Origin of the sequence: Desulforamulus reducens MI-1, assembly GCF_000016165.1 — a bacterium.
Lineage (GTDB): Bacteria > Bacillota > Desulfotomaculia > Desulfotomaculales > Desulfotomaculaceae > Desulfotomaculum > Desulfotomaculum reducens.
Genome location: NC_009253.1, coordinates 783,986 through 802,797, shown reverse-complemented (window position 1 = coordinate 802,797; position 18,812 = coordinate 783,986). Strand labels below are relative to the sequence as shown.

The window sequence follows — 18,812 nt, the reverse complement described above, 5'->3', positions numbered from 1 at the left end:
CTGTTAGTGTTTTTAAACTATCATCTCCTTAAAAAAGTGCATACTTACCCTCTTCATTGTTTATAAGCACTTCTAAGAAATTATTAAATTTGATTAGTTTAAAAACACTTTCCTCATTTCACACCTCATAAAGTACTTAATATGTGCCCTATTGTATCATATCTAAACAGTTTAGAAAAGGAAGAAAGTACCCCGAAACACATAATTATAATGTTACAGGTCAGGTTAAAATTGACCCCTTAGCTTGTTGCCAGATTCAATTGCCAAGAAACACCGTACTTATCTTCAACCCAACCTAATTTTTCGCTCCAAGGAAAAGCGGCTAAGGGCATTAAAACTGTGCCCTCTTGAGACAACTGCACCCTAGACCTAAGATATTATCAGTGAGGTGCGACAGCTTGATAGGGTTGCACTATGAAATTTACTGGCAAATTTGTTCCACCAGCTGGCATCCAATCGATTTCAATTTTATCACTGTTGTAAATAGAATTCTTAAAAACAAGAATTCCTTGTTTGACAGTATTAAAGCCAATTGCCGTAGTCTTTGAAGGAGTATCTAATCCTTGCGTTATTAACTCTCCGTTAACAGTAATATTGGCAGCCGTAGCAAACCCACCGCCACGGGAATTAACCACAATTGCTTCCGGCGTCTGTAAAAAAGGAATTAGCTGAAATTTCGTATGATACAAAACTCCGTAATTTCCATAGTTGATTACTTTCTTACGATCAACTGCCGAATAGCCTTGTAAATATTCAGATTTCCCGGCTACGCCAACGGCGTTATATCCTCTTTCATCAAGGCCAATTACATAAAAGTTATAGTAATCAGCAGTATCAAAGGTTCCCCTTAGAATGGTAGGTGTTTTCCCACCCTCAGTTATTTTGCCCAAGACGGGAAGACCCTTTAACGAAGCTTTTTGATCTCTTCTTGTCACTGTTGTTACCTGAACTGCATCACTGACCGTTGCATCGTATATAAAGTTAACTAATTGATCTTTTTTAAGACAAACAGGCTCAGCTAAAAAAACTGTTTTTCCAGGTTGTATTTCTATCATTTTATCGACACTTGACTTAAGCCATTCATTTACTGCAGTTTTGCCTACAGCTGTATAATTCATGGATGGACCTGCAACTGCCATTTTTTCTATTTGAACCGATACCGGATGATTATTTTTGTTGGTTAACAAAACAGAAAAATACAGGGGCTCTGTTGAGCTATTAACATGGTAATCAAAAATTCTAAATTTACCCTTGTTTTTAAAAGGATAAATGGTATCCTGGTAGGAAATACCTGGCTTATCGATATATTCAGGAAAATCACTAAATAATAAAGTTCTCGTACTTTCGGGTTGTTCATTTTTGAATTTATTAGGTATAGTTTTTAAAAACACAGCGGGATTAGCCTCAAAATTTATGGTGTCCCCTAAATCGTAACTGTTATAATCAATTAAACTGGATGGAGTTAAAATACTAGCATGTGCACCAGTGGTGAATGAAAAGGCTAACAGCATGGTTAAAAAAATTTTTACTAAATTCCGTTTTTCACGGGACATACCTACACCGCCTATCTTTAAAGTCAATCATTCTATTTTTCAATCTTTCTTTTTCTACAATGTTTTTAATTAATTCTTTTTCTTTTCTTTGAAAGCTCAGATTTTTGAAAACACGTTGGTAACCCCTTGCTTTTCTGTTGTTTAGTTCATTAACTCTGAAATTACAACACCCCCTGAAACATTAACCTCATTAACTATTAATTGACATAATTATTAGCCAAGTTTATAATTCTGTTTAAGAATGTAAAAGGAGCAGAAATACCTTGGATAAGAGAAAAAAAATAATAGCAATTGATATGTTATTCCATGATTTAGTTAAAAACAGCAGTTGTCAACTAAAGGAGCTTTTAAAGGATTTAATAACTCCAACTCAATTTTTTTTACTAAAAATTATTGCATCACAAGAAACTTGTAAAGCAGCAGATATTGCTCATATCTTTGACATCACTCCGGCTGCTGCTACGACTATAATTGATAGACTGTATAAAAATGGATTGATTGAGAGGAATAGATCTGAGAAGGATCGACGAATAGTATGGCTTAAACTAACTGAGAATGGCAGACAATTGCTATCCGATATTGAGGCTATGAGAATTCAAATGTTGGTAAAACAATTTGCTAATATTACTGATGGTGAAATGCAAACGTTATATGAAGTCTTAAAAAAAGTATTAGATAAGGACTTAGTCGATCCTGATTAAAGGGACTAAACAAAAAAACTTGCTAAAGGAGCATATCAAATGGAATTTGCTGAAACTTTTTTAAATTTAGTAATTATTTACTTTATCGTAACCAGTATCTTTAACTTATTTGCCCTTGCCCAGGCCAAAAAAAGAGCCCAACAAAGCCAAGCAAATGCTATAGCATTAAAGCCTAGAGTTGAAGAATACATAGAATTTGTAACTGATAATATTTGTGGTTGTACTCTGCCGAAATCAAAGGCCTATATATTAGCTAAAGATAATGAGAAACATTATTTCTGCAGTTGGGACTGTAGAGAAAAATTTATCGCAAGATAAATGTAACGGCATTTAGATAATTAACAAAAAATTTAGACCAACATAAAGGGGTTTGCCATGAGAATATGGTTTTCTGTCATCTTAATCTTCTATGCTGTATTAAACTGGCTAATTGGAAGACAAATCTATGATTTATTAAAGATCAATAAATTCGCTTATTGGCCCATTTTTGTGATTATCGCAATCTCTCCCTTGTTAGGCCGTTTAAGCTTAATAAGTATTTTAGATAAGCTCGGCAATTACTGGCTGATCTTTTTCTACTTTGCTACCTTTGTTGCAATTCTAGGTATTTTTATTAAAAATAAACCCTTTTTCATAGGCTGCTATTTACTAATCTTTTTAGCCATTTTCTATGGTGCTTTACACGCTAAAAGCATTAAAGTGGAACCCTATAACCTTGCTATACCTAAGAAAGCCAATGACCTACGAGTAGTCATGCTCTCTGACATTCATATTGATAAACAAAAGAGCGCTGGTTATGTAGCCAAAATGGTTCAGGATATTAATGCATTGAACCCAGATATGGTATTTCTGCCTGGAGATATCTTTGATGACAGGGATATAAACTCTCTAAAGAAGGAGCAAGAGACCCTCAAGGGCATCAAAACCAAATATGGGGTTTACGGTGTACTGGGAAACCATGAATATTACGGAGGCAACCTCAGTGAAAGCCTAGCTATTTTCAAGGAAGTAAATATTCAGATATTAAGAGATGAGGTTATAGAAGTAGCAGGCGTCTATATTGTTGGGCGAGAAGATGCTTCCCAAAAAAGCAGAAAAGGTTTGGTCGAAATTCTTCAAAACGTTGATAAAACTAAACCTATTATATTGCTGGACCATCAACCTGTTGCTCTAGATGAAGCCCAAAATAACGGCGTGGATTTACAGCTTTCCGGTCATACTCACAGGGGACAATTTTTCCCCAATCAACTGATTACCAAAAGAATCTATGAAGTAGATTATGGCTATCTGGCCAAAGATAACCTGCAAGTAATAGTTTCATCTGGCTATGGAACCTGGGGTCCTCCTGTCCGTATTGGCACTCAATCGGAGATTATTGATCTTAAAATCAATTTTGATAAATAAATTTTATAATGCATTCGCTACTGTTAATATGCAAGATTAATGCAGAAAAAATGGCTGACATGTAAAATGAGGTCTGTGGTAATCCACAGACCTTAAGAAAATCTCCCTCTACTTTCTCCTGTAATAAAACCGTTGATGGTGTATAAAAGATTGGTATGGCAAAACCGACTACGTAACAGTACAATTTTTGATTTTCAATTAAAAAAATTGGTTAGTTAACCACTGGATAAGATATCTATCGGGAGGAATAGTCCAGGAAATTGTTACGTTTTTAAAAAAAGACACGTCTTATAACATTAAGGAACAGAAATGTGTGGCTAAAAATAGGTTACCAAATTATTAAGTTTTATTTTAAAGCTGGAGGTTATCGCATGAAACGTTTTCTGTCTTGTATAATGACCCTTACCTTGTTCACCCTTTTCTTGGTTCAGCCTAGTTTTGCCAATTCAACCAAAGAAATGACTGTGTTTGTAAACGGTTCATCGGTACAATTTGATGTACCACCTATGGTACAAGATAACCGTACCTTAGTTCCTTTCCGTGCTCTGGCAGAAGCCCTTCAGGTTAACGTTACCTGGGATGGTTCTACCCAAACCATTCGTGCTAAGGATGCACTAACATACATTGTGCTGCGTATAGGTGATAAGACAGCCTACCATAACGATTCGTCTATTACCATGGACGTGCCCCCACAGATTATCAATGGAAGAACCCTGATTCCATTGCGCATCTTTAGTGAAGCTTTTAATTGCCAGGTATCCTGGGATGCGGCAAGCAATTCCATTTATATCCTATCAGCCCAAAGTCAAACCTCTTGGCCTTTGGAAGTTATGGGATACTATGCTTTGGGAGATCTCCAAACCAGTAGTTGGACAAACCTTTTTGGCCACCCCTTCCCCAACCATAGCAGTGGTAACACTGATATAGTGAAAAACATAGCCCTGGGATGGTACAGTCTTGATGCAGATGGTAATCTCTTGATCAAAAGTCGTACTGGTTGGCAAAGACCGGAAGACTATAAAAAAGTGCTGGCAGCAGCAGATCAGTACAAAGTTATAACTCAAATGGTTGTACATATGACAGATGAAGATAACTCATTAACTAACTTATTGTCCAATGAATCAGCCATGGAGAAGGCTGTGGAAGCTATTGTTAAGGAAGCTAAAACCTATCGAGGTGTAAATCTTGACTTTGAAGGCTTAGGTCTACGTGACAAAGATGACCAACTTACCTTAGTTCAAAACCGCTTCACTCATTTTGTTACTTTATTAGCCAAGGAACTTAGAAACCATGACCTCAAACTTATCCTTTCTCTACATGCACCGAACAGTGCTTACAAAGGCTATGACTATGAAAATTTGGGGAAATTGGTAGATAGTATCGTGATCATGGCCTATGATTATGGTTCTAAACCAGAACCCATTGACCGTGTGCGTGAGGCTATAATAAATGTCCTGCAAGTGGTTCCGGCCGAAAAACTGTATTTGGGAGTATCAATTCCCAATGAAACTTCCTCCAGCTTGGGAACCAAACTGGATATTGCCAAACAGTATCATTTAAAGGGCATTGCAATTTGGCGTCTGGGTCTAGTTACCCCAGATATGTGGCAACTGTTAAGAGAAAAATAACATACTTCCTAAAAGCCTGAAATCCCCTTGCTAACGTGAGGGGATTTTTTATTTATTAATATATTTTGTATATATCTAGAAAATATAATAGCAATTGTTTGAAAATTATATTTTAATTTAATTTTTTTCTTATATTTCAGAAATTACGTCCAGATCACCGGGGATTTACTTAGGTTAAGTGTTTGTTGACCGACAACCTTGCATGATATAATAAGTTGTCAATTAAAACAACTTGATCTACATATAAAGTTGTCTTGTAATGTTTTACAGAAGCGTCAAGTAAAGGAGGTCGAGTACTACAACTGCTTGGTTGACTAAATAAATATCGAGGAGGAAGAAAATGTTTAATAAAAAGTCTATAGCCTTTTTGTTGACTCTCATTATAATTTCTACTTTGGTGGTTGGTTGCGGCGGTACATCCAATTCTACCAGTGCCACACCGGATAAGAAAAAGTTTCATTATGCTATGAGTGGCCTATATAAACCTTTTAATTACAAAGATGGCGGTAAGTTGGTTGGTTTTGATGTGGAAATAGGCGAAGAAATAGCACGCAGAATTGGAATGGAAGCTGCTCCCGTTACCAACCCCTGGGAAACCATTATTCAGGGTTTGAAGGCTAACAAATACGATGCCATCATTGGTAGTATGGCCATTACAGAAGAGCGCCAAGAACAGGTGGATTTCTCACGTCCCTACTACCGTTCCGGTGCTCAGGTCTTTGTCAGCAGTAACAATGATTCCATAACATCAGCCAAAGACCTGAAAGGCAAAAAAATTGGTGTTGTTAAAGCCAGTACCTTCCGTAATGTGGCTTTGGAGTATACTGATAAGAAGAACGTGATTGGTTATGATAGCGATGTAATTGCCCTGCAGGATTTACCCACTGGTAGAGTGGATGCTGTTATAACTGATCAAATGGTTGGTATCGTAGCTATAAAAAATGGCTTAAAGATCAAAGATGTTGATAAACCCCTCTGGGTTGATGAAATGGCCATTCCTGTTAATAAAGGGAATACCGAGTTGGTAAACAAGATTAATAACGCACTGGATGAAATGATCAAAGATGGTACTTACGAAAAAATAAGTAATAAGTGGTTTGGTCGGAACATTTTAGGTGACTAGTATAGTTGGAGTTGGGTGCAACTTCTTGCACCCAACCACAGCTAAAGAGGTGAATGAATGACAGACATATATGGAATATTCACAGAGAATTTTCTTGCCTTTATGGAAGCAACTATCGTTACACTGAAATTAACTTCTGTTTCGCTGTTACTTGCCATGATCATCGGCCTTGTATTTGCTTTTTTTAAAATTTCCAGAAATTATTTTTTACAAAACATCGCTAATCTATATATTACCCTAGTTCGTGGTACACCTTTGGTCGTTCAGCTAATGTTTCTCTACTTTGGTATCATCAAACTGGTTGTATTACCGGCCTTTTGGGCAGGATCTTTGGCCCTGGCCATCCATGCGGGGGCCTATATTGCGGAAATATTTCGCGGGGCCATTCAGTCAATTAATCAAGGTCAAATGGAAGCAGCCCGCTCCCTAGGCATGAGCTACCCCTTATCAATGCGCCGTATTATCTTACCCCAGGCCTTTCGCAGGGCCATTCCACCCTTAGGCAATCAATTTATTATTGGATTAAAGGATTCTTCTCTGGTGGCCTATTTAGGTGTCCCGGAAATATATGGTACAGCACTGTATGCCCAGGCTGAAAATTTTCAGCCCTTTGAAACTTATTTAGTAGCTGGTCTTTATTATTTAGTTCTAGTAATTATTTTTAGCTTCTTAGTTAATAAATTAGAAGCAAAATTAAATGTGGAGCAGAATGGAGGTAATGCCTAGTGATTAAAATTAAAAACCTCCACAAACACTTTGGGTCCCTTCATGTTTTAAAAGGAATTGACCTAAAAGTAAATAACAGTGAAGTAGTTGTTCTAATTGGCTCCAGCGGTTCCGGTAAGAGTACGTTACTAAGATGCATTAATTTTCTGGAGCACAAGGACCCTGGTGGAATGATTGAAATCATGGGAAAAGACATAAATCCTAAAAAAGACGATCTAAATCTTATTCGCCAAAATGTGGGGATGGTTTTTCAGCATTTTAATTTATTTCCTCACAAATCTGTTTTGGAAAACATTATTGAGGCTCCTATTTTTGTCAAAAAAATAAGCCGCAAAGAAGCTACTGCCAATGCCCTTTCACTGTTGGCAAAGGTTGGTCTGCAAGACAAAGCAAATTGCTATCCTTCTCAACTTTCCGGGGGCCAGAAGCAGCGGGTTGCCATAGCAAGGGCCCTGGCCATGAACCCCGCTATCATGTTATTTGATGAGCCCACCTCTGCCCTGGATCCGGAGTTAGTCAACGAAGTCTTACAAGTTATGAAGGAATTGGCCCGTGAAGGTATGACCATGGTTGTGGTTACACATGAAATGGGCTTTGCCCGTGAAGTGGCAGATAGGGTGATCTATATGGATGATGGAATTATAGTGGAAGAAGGAGCACCCCATGAATTATTTGAACGGCCAAACCAGGACCGTACAATCAATTTCCTGGCTAAAGTAATATAATCCAGTTTTTATAGTAAAAGGATCTAAGGGGGTATTCTATGGATAATTTAAAAGAGTTATTGGAAAAATGGTATGCAACTGAGGAGCAATGGAATGATTGGCGCTGGCAAATTAGTAACCGCATCACAAACGTAGATAAACTTTCCCAATTTGTTCACTTAACTCCAAAGGAAAAAGACGGCATTGCTGCTTGTTTAAAAAAATTCAGAATGGCCATAACCCCTTACTATGCCAGCTTAATTAAATCTGAGGATCGTCAATGTCCTATCAGAATGCAAGCTGTGCCCAATCCCAAGGAACTGGTCTGCACAAGGGGTGATATGAGGGATCCGCTGCATGAAGATGTGGATTCTCCTGTACCGGGTTTAACCCATCGTTATCCAGATAGGGTATTGTTGCTGGTTACGGATTGCTGTTCCATGTACTGCCGACATTGTACACGACGCCGCATAGCCGGACAAAATGACCGCTCTTTGCCCAAGGCCCAGTTGGACCGTGCTTTCTCCTACATTCGGAGTAATCCAACCATCCGGGATGTAGTTATCTCCGGTGGAGACCCCTTTACTTTAGCAGATGAGCAATTAGAATATATCCTCAAGAAATTACGTGCTATAAAACACGTTGAAGTTATCCGTTTCGGTACACGAACCCCTGTTGTTTTACCTCAGCGAATTACCCCGGAACTTTGTAACATGCTAGAAAAATATCACCCCGTATGGATTAATACCCACTTTAATCACCCCAGGGAAATTACTCCGGCATCTTCGGCTGCTGTTGCCCGCTTAGCTAAAGCTGGCATCCCTGTTAATAACCAATCTGTCTTACTTAAAGGTATCAATGACCGTGCCCACATAATGAAAAAATTGGTACAGGGCCTGTTGAAAATTCGCATTCGCCCCTATTACCTCTATCAATGTGATCTTTCAGAAGGAATTGGTCATTTTAGAACTTCCGTTAGTACAGGTATTGAAATCATGGAGAATCTACGGGGTCATACCTCGGGACTAGCTGTTCCCACCTATGTCATTGATGCTCCTGGTGGTGGAGGCAAAATCCCCATTGGCCCAAACTATCTATTATCACAGGGACAAGGCAAAACGGTTCTTCGGAACTTTGAGGGTAAAGTCTATTTGTATACTGAACCAGATGCAGAAGAAGGAAAAAATACAACCTCTAACTTAGGTATTGCAGGCTTAATGCAAAGCAATGACGTAATTCTAAATACAGAAGAAAAAATGATCATAGCAAAGGGAAGTTAATTCATGCAAACAATCATAACAACAAGATCAGAATTCTCTCTCACAACTCAATTGGATATGTTTAACCGACGTATTTGGGTACAGGATTACAAGGTTAATGACGCAACAGCTTTACGCTGCTTTCTCTTGGACTTGGCCAAAAAACAAAACCTTGAAAAAATTATTTTCCCTGTCAAAGAAGCGGACTTACCCCTCCTTCAGGGTGAGGAATTTCAATTAGAAGGGGTAATAAACGGCTATTTTCAAGGTTCCAACGCATATTTTTTAACAACCTACTTATCAGAGAAACGCTGTAATTCCAGCTCTCTACTTAGGGAAAAGCAAATGTTGGAAAAGATCCTGGGGCAGCCCAGAGAATATAAATTAGCTCTACCAAAAAAGTATTCTCTAGAAATTGCAACCAGCCGACATGCTAAGAAAATGGCTGAGTTATTTAAAATTGTCTTTAAAAGTTATCCCACACCAGTCTATGACCCAAAATATCTCAATGAAGCAATCCAAAAGGGTGACCTCTATCTAGTATGCTGTGATGGTGATACCTTAGCTGGTGTGGCAACGGCGGAAATTGACTGGAAGCAAAATCACGCGGAATTAACCAATTGTGCTACCCACCCAGACTACCGTGGCCTAGGCTTAAATACTATTCTGTTAAAAAGATTGGAAGAAAGCTGTCTAGCAAAGGGCATTAATTGCTTGTACAGCTTGGCCCGTGCCTCATCCTACGGCATAAACTTGATTCTCCACCGCTTAGGATATGATTCTCAAGGTACCTTGATTAACAACTGTCATATTGCCGGGGATTTTGAAAACATGAATATTTGGGTAAAACCCGCTTACGATAAAAATAAATAAGAGTGTTCAAAGATCACCGGAATCAAATGTAGGCCGGTGATCTTTTTCTAACATATTCTGTTACCAGTAAGGAAAACATAAATTAATTTCATTTATCAAAGGAGATGCTTTTTATGGTTGGTAACAACAAAAAACAGGAGAAACCTCTAGTTGCACCCGGAATGCGAGATTTTCTAGAGAAAGGGGCTAGCTCAGAGGAAATTAAGAGAGGTGACTTTACCAAGGTTACTACACTATCTTACGATGAGACACACTAAATCACTGACTACAGTCAGTCGATAGCGTCCTATTTTCGGCCGAAACAAGTTTCAGTGCTTTCCATAAATTCACCAATATCCTGTAGCATTCCTTTTCTCCCTTTGCGTAGCATCCTGTAAAAAAATGTTTTAGAATATAATATAATTATTGAAAAACATTGCTATAACAGGGAGTGAATTCGATGAGAATTGGTATTATCAGTGACACACATGGTAGTTTGTTCTATTTTAAAAAGGCTCTGAATACCTTAGGGGGATGCGATTATATCATCCACGGTGGAGATGTTCTTTATCATGGGCCCAGAAACCCTTTACCCGAAGGCTATTCCCCCAAGGAACTGGCTGAAAAAATAAATGGTATGAAAAATATTATTATAGCCCGGGGTAACTGTGATGCTGATGTGGACCAAATGGTTTTGCAGCATCCTATCCAAAGCCCCTATGTATTTCTGCAATTAGGCGGTCTTAAAATACTGGTTTCCCACGGCTATACCAGAGATAAAAAGGAGTACATAAAAATGGCCAGGGATTATGGCGCAGATTTGTTTATTTACGGTCATACCCATGTGAAAGAACTCAACCAGGATGAAAATTTAATTGTTTTAAACCCTGGCAGTACCGCTCTGCCTAAGGACGGCATCCATTCAGTTGCAGTCATTGATGATGGTAATATTCAACTCATCAATATGGAAAATCAAGAGGTTATCAAGGAGTTGGTTGTAAAATAATTAGAAAAACTTGGCTTCGCCAAGTCTTTAGACGTCGGCGGAGCCTTAGTTTGCCCTTATGCATATCGGAAAGTTTTATACTTTCTGATATGCTAAAAAGAGGCCACTGCCTCTTTTTATTATTTTCCCCTTTAAGGAGACCTGCCAAAGCATCCTTAATAGCTGAATCAATTTCTGGATACTTAAAGGGATAGTTCATAGACAGAAGCTTGCCAGGAAGGACCCTTTGACCATTGATCAAAAGCTCCTCCGCCATTTCTCCCAGCAGCAGCTTGGCCATAAAGGCAGGCAGACGGGTCCAGGATTTTTTTCCCAGGGCCTGGGTTACAATGCGTACTACATCATCCCGGTGAATCCAGGAACACCACTGTTTACCACCACCAATAAAGCCACCAATACCACCCCTAGGCGCAAAATGACTACCCTCACCTTTAATTTTTCAGCTTCCTGGGCTGCCTCCTCCCAGCGCCTACATACCTCTGCCAAAAAGCCTTGACCGGCCTGACTTTCTTCGCTAAAGACATGATGGGAATGAATACCGTAGTAGCCTACCGCAGAGGCATTAACCAACACCTTCGGATAGACAAGCCCCTCTTCTTTATTTTTACGTATACTTTTGACAATCTTTTCAGTAAGCTGCAGCCGACTTTCTAAGATGCGATTTTTGACAGTTTTACTCCAGCGGCCCTGGGAAATATTATGTCCACCTAGGTTTATAATAGCATCGGTCTGCGCTAGCAATTGCCGGGGAAATATTTGCTCAGATTCGGGTAAACGTGAGTAAGCAATACTTTTTTGGGGGGAATACTCCTGTCGGGACACCACCACCACCTGATGATTATGCTCCGCAAGATGCTTTACCAGGGAAGAACCTACGAAACCTGTTCCTCCTGTTATAAGTACCTTCATTGATATGCCCTCCCCTCCTAGCTAACCAAGGCATATAAATTTAAACTTGTATCCCTTGTTGATTAAGGTATTCTTTTATTTTTGTCACCATGGTATGTTCATCTGTTTGGTTCAGCAGGATAATTTCCCGGATATTAACTAATATGGCTGTTAAAGCAGCCTTATCCCTTTCATATAAATCAACAATTAACTCTACATCTGTACTGGTTTTTGTTCGATTTAGCATGTTTTACCCTCCCACGAAATAACCTGCTAATTGATTTTCTGTGTAGAAAAAAACGCCACAGTAACCGTGGCGTTGTTGTTAAAAAAAGGGGTTATGTCTTTTCTCCTGGCCAATGGTGGAGGCGGGACCATGTCCCGGATAAACCTTTGTTTCATCAGACAGTACAAGTAATTTACTTTTTATTGAACCAATCAGTGTGGAATGGCTACCGCCGGGAAAATCACTGCGACCAATGGATTGGGCAAACAGGGTATCACCGCTAAAGAGGTCTTTCCCCGCCTTTAGACAAATGCCACCTGGGGTATGTCCGGGAGTATGAAGTACCTCCAAGGTTATATTGCCAATCTGAATGGTATCCCCGTCTACCAATAGTCGATCCGCTGGATTAAAGACCATATGTTCACCCATCCAGGTGGAAAGGTTTTTAGCCGGATTTATAAGCATCTCTGCATCGTCTTTGTGAATGAGTACTTGGGCTGCAGTGGCCCTTTGAAGGTCACCAACGGCTCCGATATGATCACTATGTCCATGGGTAAGTACAATGGCTTCTACTTTGAAATTAAGCTTTTTTAGCCTTTCCTGAATGCGTTCTGCTTCGTCCCCAGGATCCACCACTACAGCCTTACGGGTTTCTTCACAGCCAATGATATAGCAGTTCGCTTCATAACTTCCCACTGGCAATGTCTCAATATACAATGCAACATCCCTCCGTCCTTTTTAAAAGCCCTTACGGCTATCCAATAGCAACGTTACCGGACCATCGTTAATAATTTCTACAACCATATGTTCCTGAAAAACACCGGTAGAAGTGGTGAGACCGTTACAAACAAGTCTTTGCACAAAGCTTTCATATAATTCCCTGGCTGTGTCTGGTGCTGCAGCCCCGGAATAACCGGGTCTTCTACCCTTTCTACAATCCCCATAGAGAGTAAATTGGGATATGGCCAATATACTGCCCTTTACATCCTGAATGGAAAGGTTTAATTTTCCTTGCTCATCATCAAAAATTCTTAATTGGCTTATTTTATCTGCCAGGTACCGGGCATCATCAACACAATCCCCCTGTCCAACCCCCAACAGAACCACTAAGCCCTGCCCGATTTTGCCAACCACCTCATTATTGACTGTCACAGAACCCTTCAGAACCCTTTGAACCACTGCACGCATTTATTTTTTACCTCCGAACAAACATTACCATAACCAATACTACCCCGTGGAAACACGACGAACGCCATAAGTATCTTTTACTCTTTTCATTTTATTCATCAAATACTCTAACTGTTCAGTGTTTCGCACCTGCAGCGCCAATTCCACGGTGGACATCTGATCCTTTCTTGAGCGAGCGTTCACCCTGCTGGCATTGATCTTCAAATCAAGTAACACATTCAATACATCATTTAAGAAACCTGCCCGGTCCAATCCTGTAATCTCCAGTTTAACCTGGAAAGGAGATTGGAATTCTTTATCCCAAGCTACTTCAACAACCCGTTCGGGTTCGTCCCTTTGAATGGGTTGAATATTAAGGCAATCCGCCCTGTGTATCGAAACCCCTCTCCCTCTTGTTATATAACCAACAATGGGGTCACCGGGCACCGGATTACAGCAGTGTGCTAAGCGAATGAGTAAATTATCGATGCCTTTAACCCGAATACCCTGGGTTGGTTTTCCCCATTCTTTGCCTTCCGCCTTCTTCATCATTTCTTCAGCCAGGGGACGTCTTTCTTTTTCTGTACGATATTCTTCCCGGAGCTTTGACACAACTTGACTGGGGATAATCTGGCCATCGCCGATGGCAGCATATAAATCATCAATAGAAGCCTGAACTAATTTCCTGGCATATTCTTGTAATTTTTCACCCCGGACCTGCTCCAATTCTAAACCCTGCTTACGGGCCTCACGCTCCAGGGCATCCCTACCCCGGTTAATATTATCTTCCCGTCTTTCCTTCTTAAACCATTGACGAATGCGGTTTTTGGCTTGGGGGGTTTTAACAATGCTGAGCCAATCTCGACTGGGTCCATTACTAACCTTTGATGTAATAATTTCAATAATATTTCCGTTTTTTAACACATGGTCCAGTGGTACAATTCTACCATTTACTTTAGCCCCCACAGTACGGTGCCCTACATCGGTATGAATTCTATATGCAAAATCCAGGGGAACAGCACCAGCTGGAAGTTCCATGACATCCCCCTTGGGTGTAAAAACAAAAACAGATTGGGAAAACAGGTCAACCTTTAAGTTTTCCATAAACTCTTTAGCATCTCTGGCCTCGTGCTGGGCATCTAACATCTGACGTATCCAGGCCAGTTTTTTATCAAAATCCTTCTCTTCCTGGGAACCTTCTTTATATCTCCAGTGAGCTGCAATACCGTACTCTGCCACCTTATGCATATCCCATGTGCGAATTTGTATTTCCACAGGTTCACCATGGGGACCAATAACAGTGGTATGCAAGGACTGGTACATATTGGATTTAGGCATGGCAATATAATCTTTAAATCGGCCGGGTATGGGCTTCCAGAGGGTATGGGCAATCCCCAGGGAACCATAGCAGTCTTTAACAGAGTTCACTAGGACCCGCACAGCCTGTACGTCGAAGATATCCTTTAATTCCTTTTGTTGCTCCACCATTTTTTGATAGATCGAGTAAAGATTTTTTGGTCTGCCTTGAATCTCAGATTTGATATTAACAGCCGAAAGTTTGGCAGCCAATTCCTTAATAACCTCTTGGATGTATTCTTCTCGTTTGGCTCGGGATTTTGCAATTTGCACCTTCATACGTTGGTATTGTTCTGGTTCCAGGTACCGGAAGGAAAGGTCCTCTAGTTCCCATTTAATTTTATAGATACCCAAACGATGGGCCATCGGAGTAAAAAAGTGTAGGGTTTCCTCCGCCACTTCCTTTTGCTTGCGCTCGGATTGAAACTGCAGGGTTCTTAGGTTATGTAGCCGATCTGCCAGCTTAATCAAAATCACCCGGATATCTTTAGCCATGGCCAGGAACATCTTACGCAGATTTTCAGCCTGCCGTTCCTCTTTAGTTTGAAATTGCAATTTACCTAGCTTAGTGACCCCATCCACCATTGTTGCAATTTCCAGGCTAAAATTTTTCTCAATGTCTTCTAGAGTTATACCTGTATCTTCCACAACATCATGTAGAAGACCAGCAGCCACTGTTTGAACATCCAGCTGTAGTTCGGCCAGGATAATAGCTATGGCCAATGGGTGAACAATGTAATCCTCACCTGAAATTCGCTTCTGCCCCCGGTGCGCATTCTCTGCAAAATTATAAGCCTTGCGGAGGAAAGCAATGTCCACCGAAGGATTATAAAGCAATACCTTTTGTTCTAACTCAAACAGTGAAGACATGCTTTCACCTCCTTACCAGAATAGAATACCCTATGCATCAAGCTGTAGCAATGTTACAACTGGGTAATTACCCAGTTTGTCACGAGCATTAAGTCCCAGTAACTCAATGAGAAAGGCAATGCCAACCACTTCACCACCGGTCTTCTTAATCAGCTCAACCCCGGCTGCCACTGTACCACCTGTGGCCAGCACATCATCCACCAGCAGTACCTTGTGACCGGGAAGAATGGCACCCTCATGCACCTCCAGGGAATCCATACCGTATTCCAGCTGGTAACTATGGGAAACAGCTTTTCCAGGTAATTTACCTGGTTTTCTTAGTAATACCAGACCTTTTCCCATGGCATAGGCCATCGGTGCGCCCAGAACAAACCCCCTAGCCTCGGGACAAGCAATAACATCCACATCAAAATCTTTGCATAACCCAACCATTGCGTCTACGGCCTGTTTAAATGCCTTCGCATCCTGTAGCAAGGTTGTAATATCCCTGAAATTAATGCCCGGTTTAGGAAAATCTTTAATTAAGCGAATCTTGCTGGAAAAATCCATGATCCTTCCTCCTTATAACTTGCATGTGAACAGCCGCCCTAACTCCTCCACCGTTGCAGATAGATACTGCCGCTGAAAACGTAGACATTCTTCCTTTGTATGTAGTGACCATTTGTAAGTTTGCGAATTCTGTAAATCGCCCCTGACCTGAAGATTAATTCTATAGAAATAAATATCACCTTGATTTTTATACTCTAACAGCCCTAACTCTTGGAAAACATTTAGACTCACTTCGGCGGTATGTTGAGATGCCTTCGGATAATATTTCTTTAAGCAGGCACATAGTTCCTCCAGTGTGATTTCCCCGTTGGCCTGTTGATTTATTCTTTGTCTTAATAACTTAAATACTTCCCCCAGGGCCTGCCGCTCCGGCGCCATTGCATCAATATGTTCCCGGCTTTCTGCAGCTTGCTTTTCTCCCCCCAGTAAAACAACCCTACTGGCACACCCATCATCAAGGATACATTCTGCCAGTTGATATGGCAGGTAATAGAAAATCACCTGCTCAAAATTAAAATCCTTTAGGGGATGAAAAGGTGTAGTTACCAGCACTTTGGCCCTGCCGGATTGTACAAAGGACCTCAATTGCTTTACTTCACAATCCTCTAATGCCGGGTGATAAACTGCCAGGGTTCCAAAGGAGTCACCCTGTTCGCTTAAAAAGGTTGTTATTTGAATTGCTTGGGCTGTACTTTCTACGATAATTATAGAGGAGTCCTTGGCTTCCACCAATTGTACCAGTTGAGCCAGTCGATCCGGATTGTTCCTATAATCTTCTATTTGAAGTTTACATGGACTACTATCCTCAATATAATCTGTATTGTAAAGCTTCAATAGGTGTAAAATTCCTAAGGGAACCAGGCTTTCTGCAATCTTTTCCTTCGGTAAGTGCAAGAATTTGGTCAAGGTCCTTTTTACTTCCCTGTCATATTCCCCTGCTTCAACCAATTGAGACGCTACCTCGCCGGTTTCTTTCAGTTCCTTGACTTCCAATTGAACAGAGGTACGACCATTCCATACATTAATAGAAGGAATAAAGGCCATATCCACTGTATCGTTAGCGGCCAGCATTTCACTGTAGGAGGCTAAGTTGAAGCCAATTCCGTCTAAAACTGTGTGATCCTCCCGAACCCTCATTTTTAGGTGGCCACCGTTCTTACCAACCTCCCGACAGTTAATAACCGTTGCCTGGCAACATCCTAAGATAGGTCCTGGGTTACAATGTCCCAGAGGTGATAACTGATTCAACTCCTGAACAGTATCCATGGAAAGATCGTTCAGGTTAATTAAGGCATCTAAGTCAAGGTTTGGTGTCAGGTGTTCTTCTGAAAGAAATTCTTCTGCCATTGCGTTGATTGTCTTGCGAAATTCATTAATTTTATCTACATGTATACTAAAACCCGCAGCCATAGCGTGTCCACCAAACTGTTCCAAATGATCCTGACAACTAACCATAGCCTGATACAAATTAAAGCCGGGTATACTTCTGGCCGATCCCTTTCCTTTCCCTTCTTCTAGACTGATCATAAAAACTGGCCGGTAAAATCGATCCACCAATCTGGAGGCAACAATGCCAATGACACCAGGATGCCAATTCTCGGAAGCCAGCACCAACACTTTACCCTGGGAAATTTCCGAATCTGTCTCCAGCAAAGCCAGAGCCTCTGACAGAACCTTTGACTCCACCTGTTGTCTTTCATGATTTCCTCTGTCTAATTCCTCTGCCATTTCCTCTGCCACTAATAAATCTTCTGCCAGCAAAAGTTCTACACCAAGACCCGCATCGCCCATTCGTCCAGCGGCATTCAAACGGGGAGCCAGACCAAAGCCCAATTCCCTAGTGCCTAACACCTCGGCTTTTATGCCACTGACCTTAATTAACGCCTGCAAACCAGGCCGCTTACTATTGCTAATTTGGGGTAGCCCATGCTTGACTAGAATACGATTTTCACCCTGCAGGGGAACAATATCCGCCACTGTTCCCAGGCATACAAGGTCCAAATATTCTTCCCAATTGCGTTGGCTCAACCCTGCCTGTTCAAAAAGTCCTTGAATTAATTTAAGCGCCACACCCACGCCAGCTAACTCCTTAAAAGGGTAACTACAGCCGGATCTCTTGGGATCCAAAATCGCCACTGCAGCGGGTAATTGAACCGGTGGTTCGTGGTGATCTGTAATGACCACCTCCAAACCTAATGCCTTTGCCACTTCTACCTCTTCGGCCCCACTGATGCCACAGTCCACTGTCACCACTAAGGAAACGCCCCGTTCCACTGCCCGTTCCAGGGCAACCTTATTAAGACCGTAACCTTCTTCCAATCGATGTGGGATAAAATAATCCGCCTTGCAACCAAGCCTTCGAAGGGCCAATACCAAAACCGTGGTACCAGTAATACCATCTACATCATAGTCCCCGTATACTAAAATCTGTTCACCCTTATCTCTGGCCCCGAGAATACGTTCAACAGCTTTCTTCATATCCTGCATTAGCCAGGGACTGAACATTTTGTCTAATTCACTACCTAGAAACGCTCTGGCCTGATCAACGGTATAGATTCCTCGGTTAATTAATAACTGGGCAAAGATTTTAGAAATACCTAATTCGAAAGAAAGAATCTGTTGCAACGCGGGATTTGGTGCTTTCACGCGCCACTTTTTTTGTCTTCGCATGACTGTCCCCCGTTAATTTCGATAAATTATAGTTTAAATTATAAATCAGTCAATCATTCAGGTAAAGGAAAAGCACCATTTCCACTTGATTTACTGATTAATTATAAAAATTTTCCTAAACTAACGAATA

At 40.7% G+C, this 18,812-nt stretch carries 21 protein-coding genes; 11 read left to right on the top strand and 10 right to left on the bottom strand.

The genetic code is table 11. The annotated features are described in order from the left end of the window. Window positions 1-239: 239 nt before the first annotated feature. Together DRED_RS18160 and DRED_RS04010 are read right to left on the bottom strand one after the other, a co-directional pair. The gene (locus DRED_RS18160) at window positions 240-362 is read right to left on the bottom strand and encodes a VOC family protein (protein WP_011877124.1); all 123 of its coding nucleotides are present in this window, start codon (window positions 360-362) and stop codon (window positions 240-242) included. Between the two features lie 18 nt (window positions 363-380). Beyond that, window positions 381-1,553, bottom strand: coding sequence for a hypothetical protein (locus tag DRED_RS04010; RefSeq protein ID WP_011877123.1), 1,173 nt, complete (start codon window positions 1,551-1,553; stop codon window positions 381-383). A gap of 263 nt (window positions 1,554-1,816) precedes the next feature. On the opposite strand from DRED_RS04010, the gene DRED_RS04005 reads away from it, so the two are divergent. The 11 genes from DRED_RS04005 (at window position 1,817) to yfcE (ending at window position 10,956) form a co-directional block, all read left to right on the top strand. Continuing rightward, complete coding sequence (locus DRED_RS04005; RefSeq protein ID WP_011877122.1) at window positions 1,817-2,254, top strand: MarR family winged helix-turn-helix transcriptional regulator; 438 nt, start codon at window positions 1,817-1,819, stop codon at window positions 2,252-2,254. A 39-nt stretch (window positions 2,255-2,293) separates the two neighbouring features. Then, the gene (locus tag DRED_RS04000; RefSeq protein WP_011877121.1) at window positions 2,294-2,572 is read left to right on the top strand and encodes a hypothetical protein; all 279 of its coding nucleotides are present in this window, start codon (window positions 2,294-2,296) and stop codon (window positions 2,570-2,572) included. A gap of 57 nt (window positions 2,573-2,629) precedes the next feature. Then, window positions 2,630-3,658 carry a metallophosphoesterase gene (locus DRED_RS03995; protein WP_011877120.1) on the top strand — a complete coding sequence of 343 codons (1,029 nt, stop codon included), beginning with the start codon at window positions 2,630-2,632 and terminating at the stop codon, window positions 3,656-3,658. 395 nt (window positions 3,659-4,053) lie between these two features. After that, the gene (locus DRED_RS03990; protein WP_238442581.1) at window positions 4,054-5,286 is read left to right on the top strand and encodes a stalk domain-containing protein; all 1,233 of its coding nucleotides are present in this window, start codon (window positions 4,054-4,056) and stop codon (window positions 5,284-5,286) included. A 340-nt stretch (window positions 5,287-5,626) separates the two neighbouring features. Next, entirely contained in the window at window positions 5,627-6,409 is a 783-nt protein-coding gene (locus tag DRED_RS03985) for an ABC transporter substrate-binding protein (RefSeq protein WP_011877118.1), read from the top strand. 57 nt (window positions 6,410-6,466) lie between these two features. Next, a complete protein-coding gene (locus DRED_RS03980; protein ID WP_011877117.1) occupies window positions 6,467-7,135 on the top strand; it encodes an amino acid ABC transporter permease in 669 nt (222 codons plus the stop codon). Next, window positions 7,135-7,860 (top strand): amino acid ABC transporter ATP-binding protein, encoded by a 726-nt coding sequence (locus DRED_RS03975; RefSeq protein ID WP_011877116.1) that lies wholly within the window; start codon window positions 7,135-7,137, stop codon window positions 7,858-7,860. The genes DRED_RS03980 and DRED_RS03975 overlap by 1 nt, the downstream gene beginning before the upstream one ends. Before the next feature lie 38 nt (window positions 7,861-7,898). Next, window positions 7,899-9,119, top strand: a complete 1,221-nt coding sequence (kamA, locus tag DRED_RS03970) for a lysine 2,3-aminomutase (protein WP_011877115.1) — start codon at window positions 7,899-7,901, stop codon at window positions 9,117-9,119. Between the two features lie 3 nt (window positions 9,120-9,122). Next, on the top strand, window positions 9,123-9,971 hold the full coding sequence (gene ablB, locus DRED_RS03965; RefSeq protein WP_011877114.1) for a putative beta-lysine N-acetyltransferase: 849 nt from the start codon (window positions 9,123-9,125) through the stop codon (window positions 9,969-9,971). Between the two features lie 113 nt (window positions 9,972-10,084). After that, complete coding sequence (locus DRED_RS18955) at window positions 10,085-10,228, top strand: hypothetical protein (RefSeq protein ID WP_198006926.1); 144 nt, start codon at window positions 10,085-10,087, stop codon at window positions 10,226-10,228. 182 nt (window positions 10,229-10,410) lie between these two features. Beyond that, window positions 10,411-10,956, top strand: coding sequence for a phosphodiesterase (yfcE, locus tag DRED_RS03960; RefSeq protein ID WP_011877113.1), 546 nt, complete (start codon window positions 10,411-10,413; stop codon window positions 10,954-10,956). Here the strand turns inward: yfcE and DRED_RS19215 are convergent. The 8 genes from DRED_RS19215 to recJ form a co-directional block, all read right to left on the bottom strand. Further along, on the bottom strand, window positions 10,934-11,236 hold the full coding sequence (locus DRED_RS19215; protein ID WP_011877112.1) for a DUF1731 domain-containing protein: 303 nt from the start codon (window positions 11,234-11,236) through the stop codon (window positions 10,934-10,936). The two genes, yfcE and DRED_RS19215, sit on opposite strands and share 23 nt — an antisense overlap. 56 nt (window positions 11,237-11,292) lie before the next feature. After that, entirely contained in the window at window positions 11,293-11,865 is a 573-nt protein-coding gene (locus DRED_RS19210; protein WP_011877111.1) for an NAD-dependent epimerase/dehydratase family protein, read from the bottom strand. 40 nt (window positions 11,866-11,905) lie between these two features. Then, the gene (locus tag DRED_RS03950) at window positions 11,906-12,091 is read right to left on the bottom strand and encodes a hypothetical protein (protein WP_041274430.1); all 186 of its coding nucleotides are present in this window, start codon (window positions 12,089-12,091) and stop codon (window positions 11,906-11,908) included. 78 nt (window positions 12,092-12,169) lie between these two features. After that, window positions 12,170-12,787 carry an MBL fold metallo-hydrolase gene (locus DRED_RS03945; protein ID WP_011877110.1) on the bottom strand — a complete coding sequence of 206 codons (618 nt, stop codon included), beginning with the start codon at window positions 12,785-12,787 and terminating at the stop codon, window positions 12,170-12,172. Window positions 12,788-12,808: 21 nt separating this feature from the next. Next, window positions 12,809-13,258, bottom strand: a complete 450-nt coding sequence (gene dtd / locus DRED_RS03940) for a D-aminoacyl-tRNA deacylase (protein WP_011877109.1) — start codon at window positions 13,256-13,258, stop codon at window positions 12,809-12,811. 39 nt (window positions 13,259-13,297) lie between these two features. Continuing rightward, on the bottom strand, window positions 13,298-15,463 hold the full coding sequence (locus tag DRED_RS03935; RefSeq protein ID WP_011877108.1) for a RelA/SpoT family protein: 2,166 nt from the start codon (window positions 15,461-15,463) through the stop codon (window positions 13,298-13,300). A gap of 30 nt (window positions 15,464-15,493) precedes the next feature. Then, entirely contained in the window at window positions 15,494-16,012 is a 519-nt protein-coding gene (locus DRED_RS03930) for an adenine phosphoribosyltransferase (protein WP_011877107.1), read from the bottom strand. A gap of 12 nt (window positions 16,013-16,024) precedes the next feature. Beyond that, on the bottom strand, window positions 16,025-18,682 hold the full coding sequence (recJ, locus tag DRED_RS03925; RefSeq protein ID WP_011877106.1) for a single-stranded-DNA-specific exonuclease RecJ: 2,658 nt from the start codon (window positions 18,680-18,682) through the stop codon (window positions 16,025-16,027). Between the last annotated feature and the right edge of the window lie 130 nt (window positions 18,683-18,812).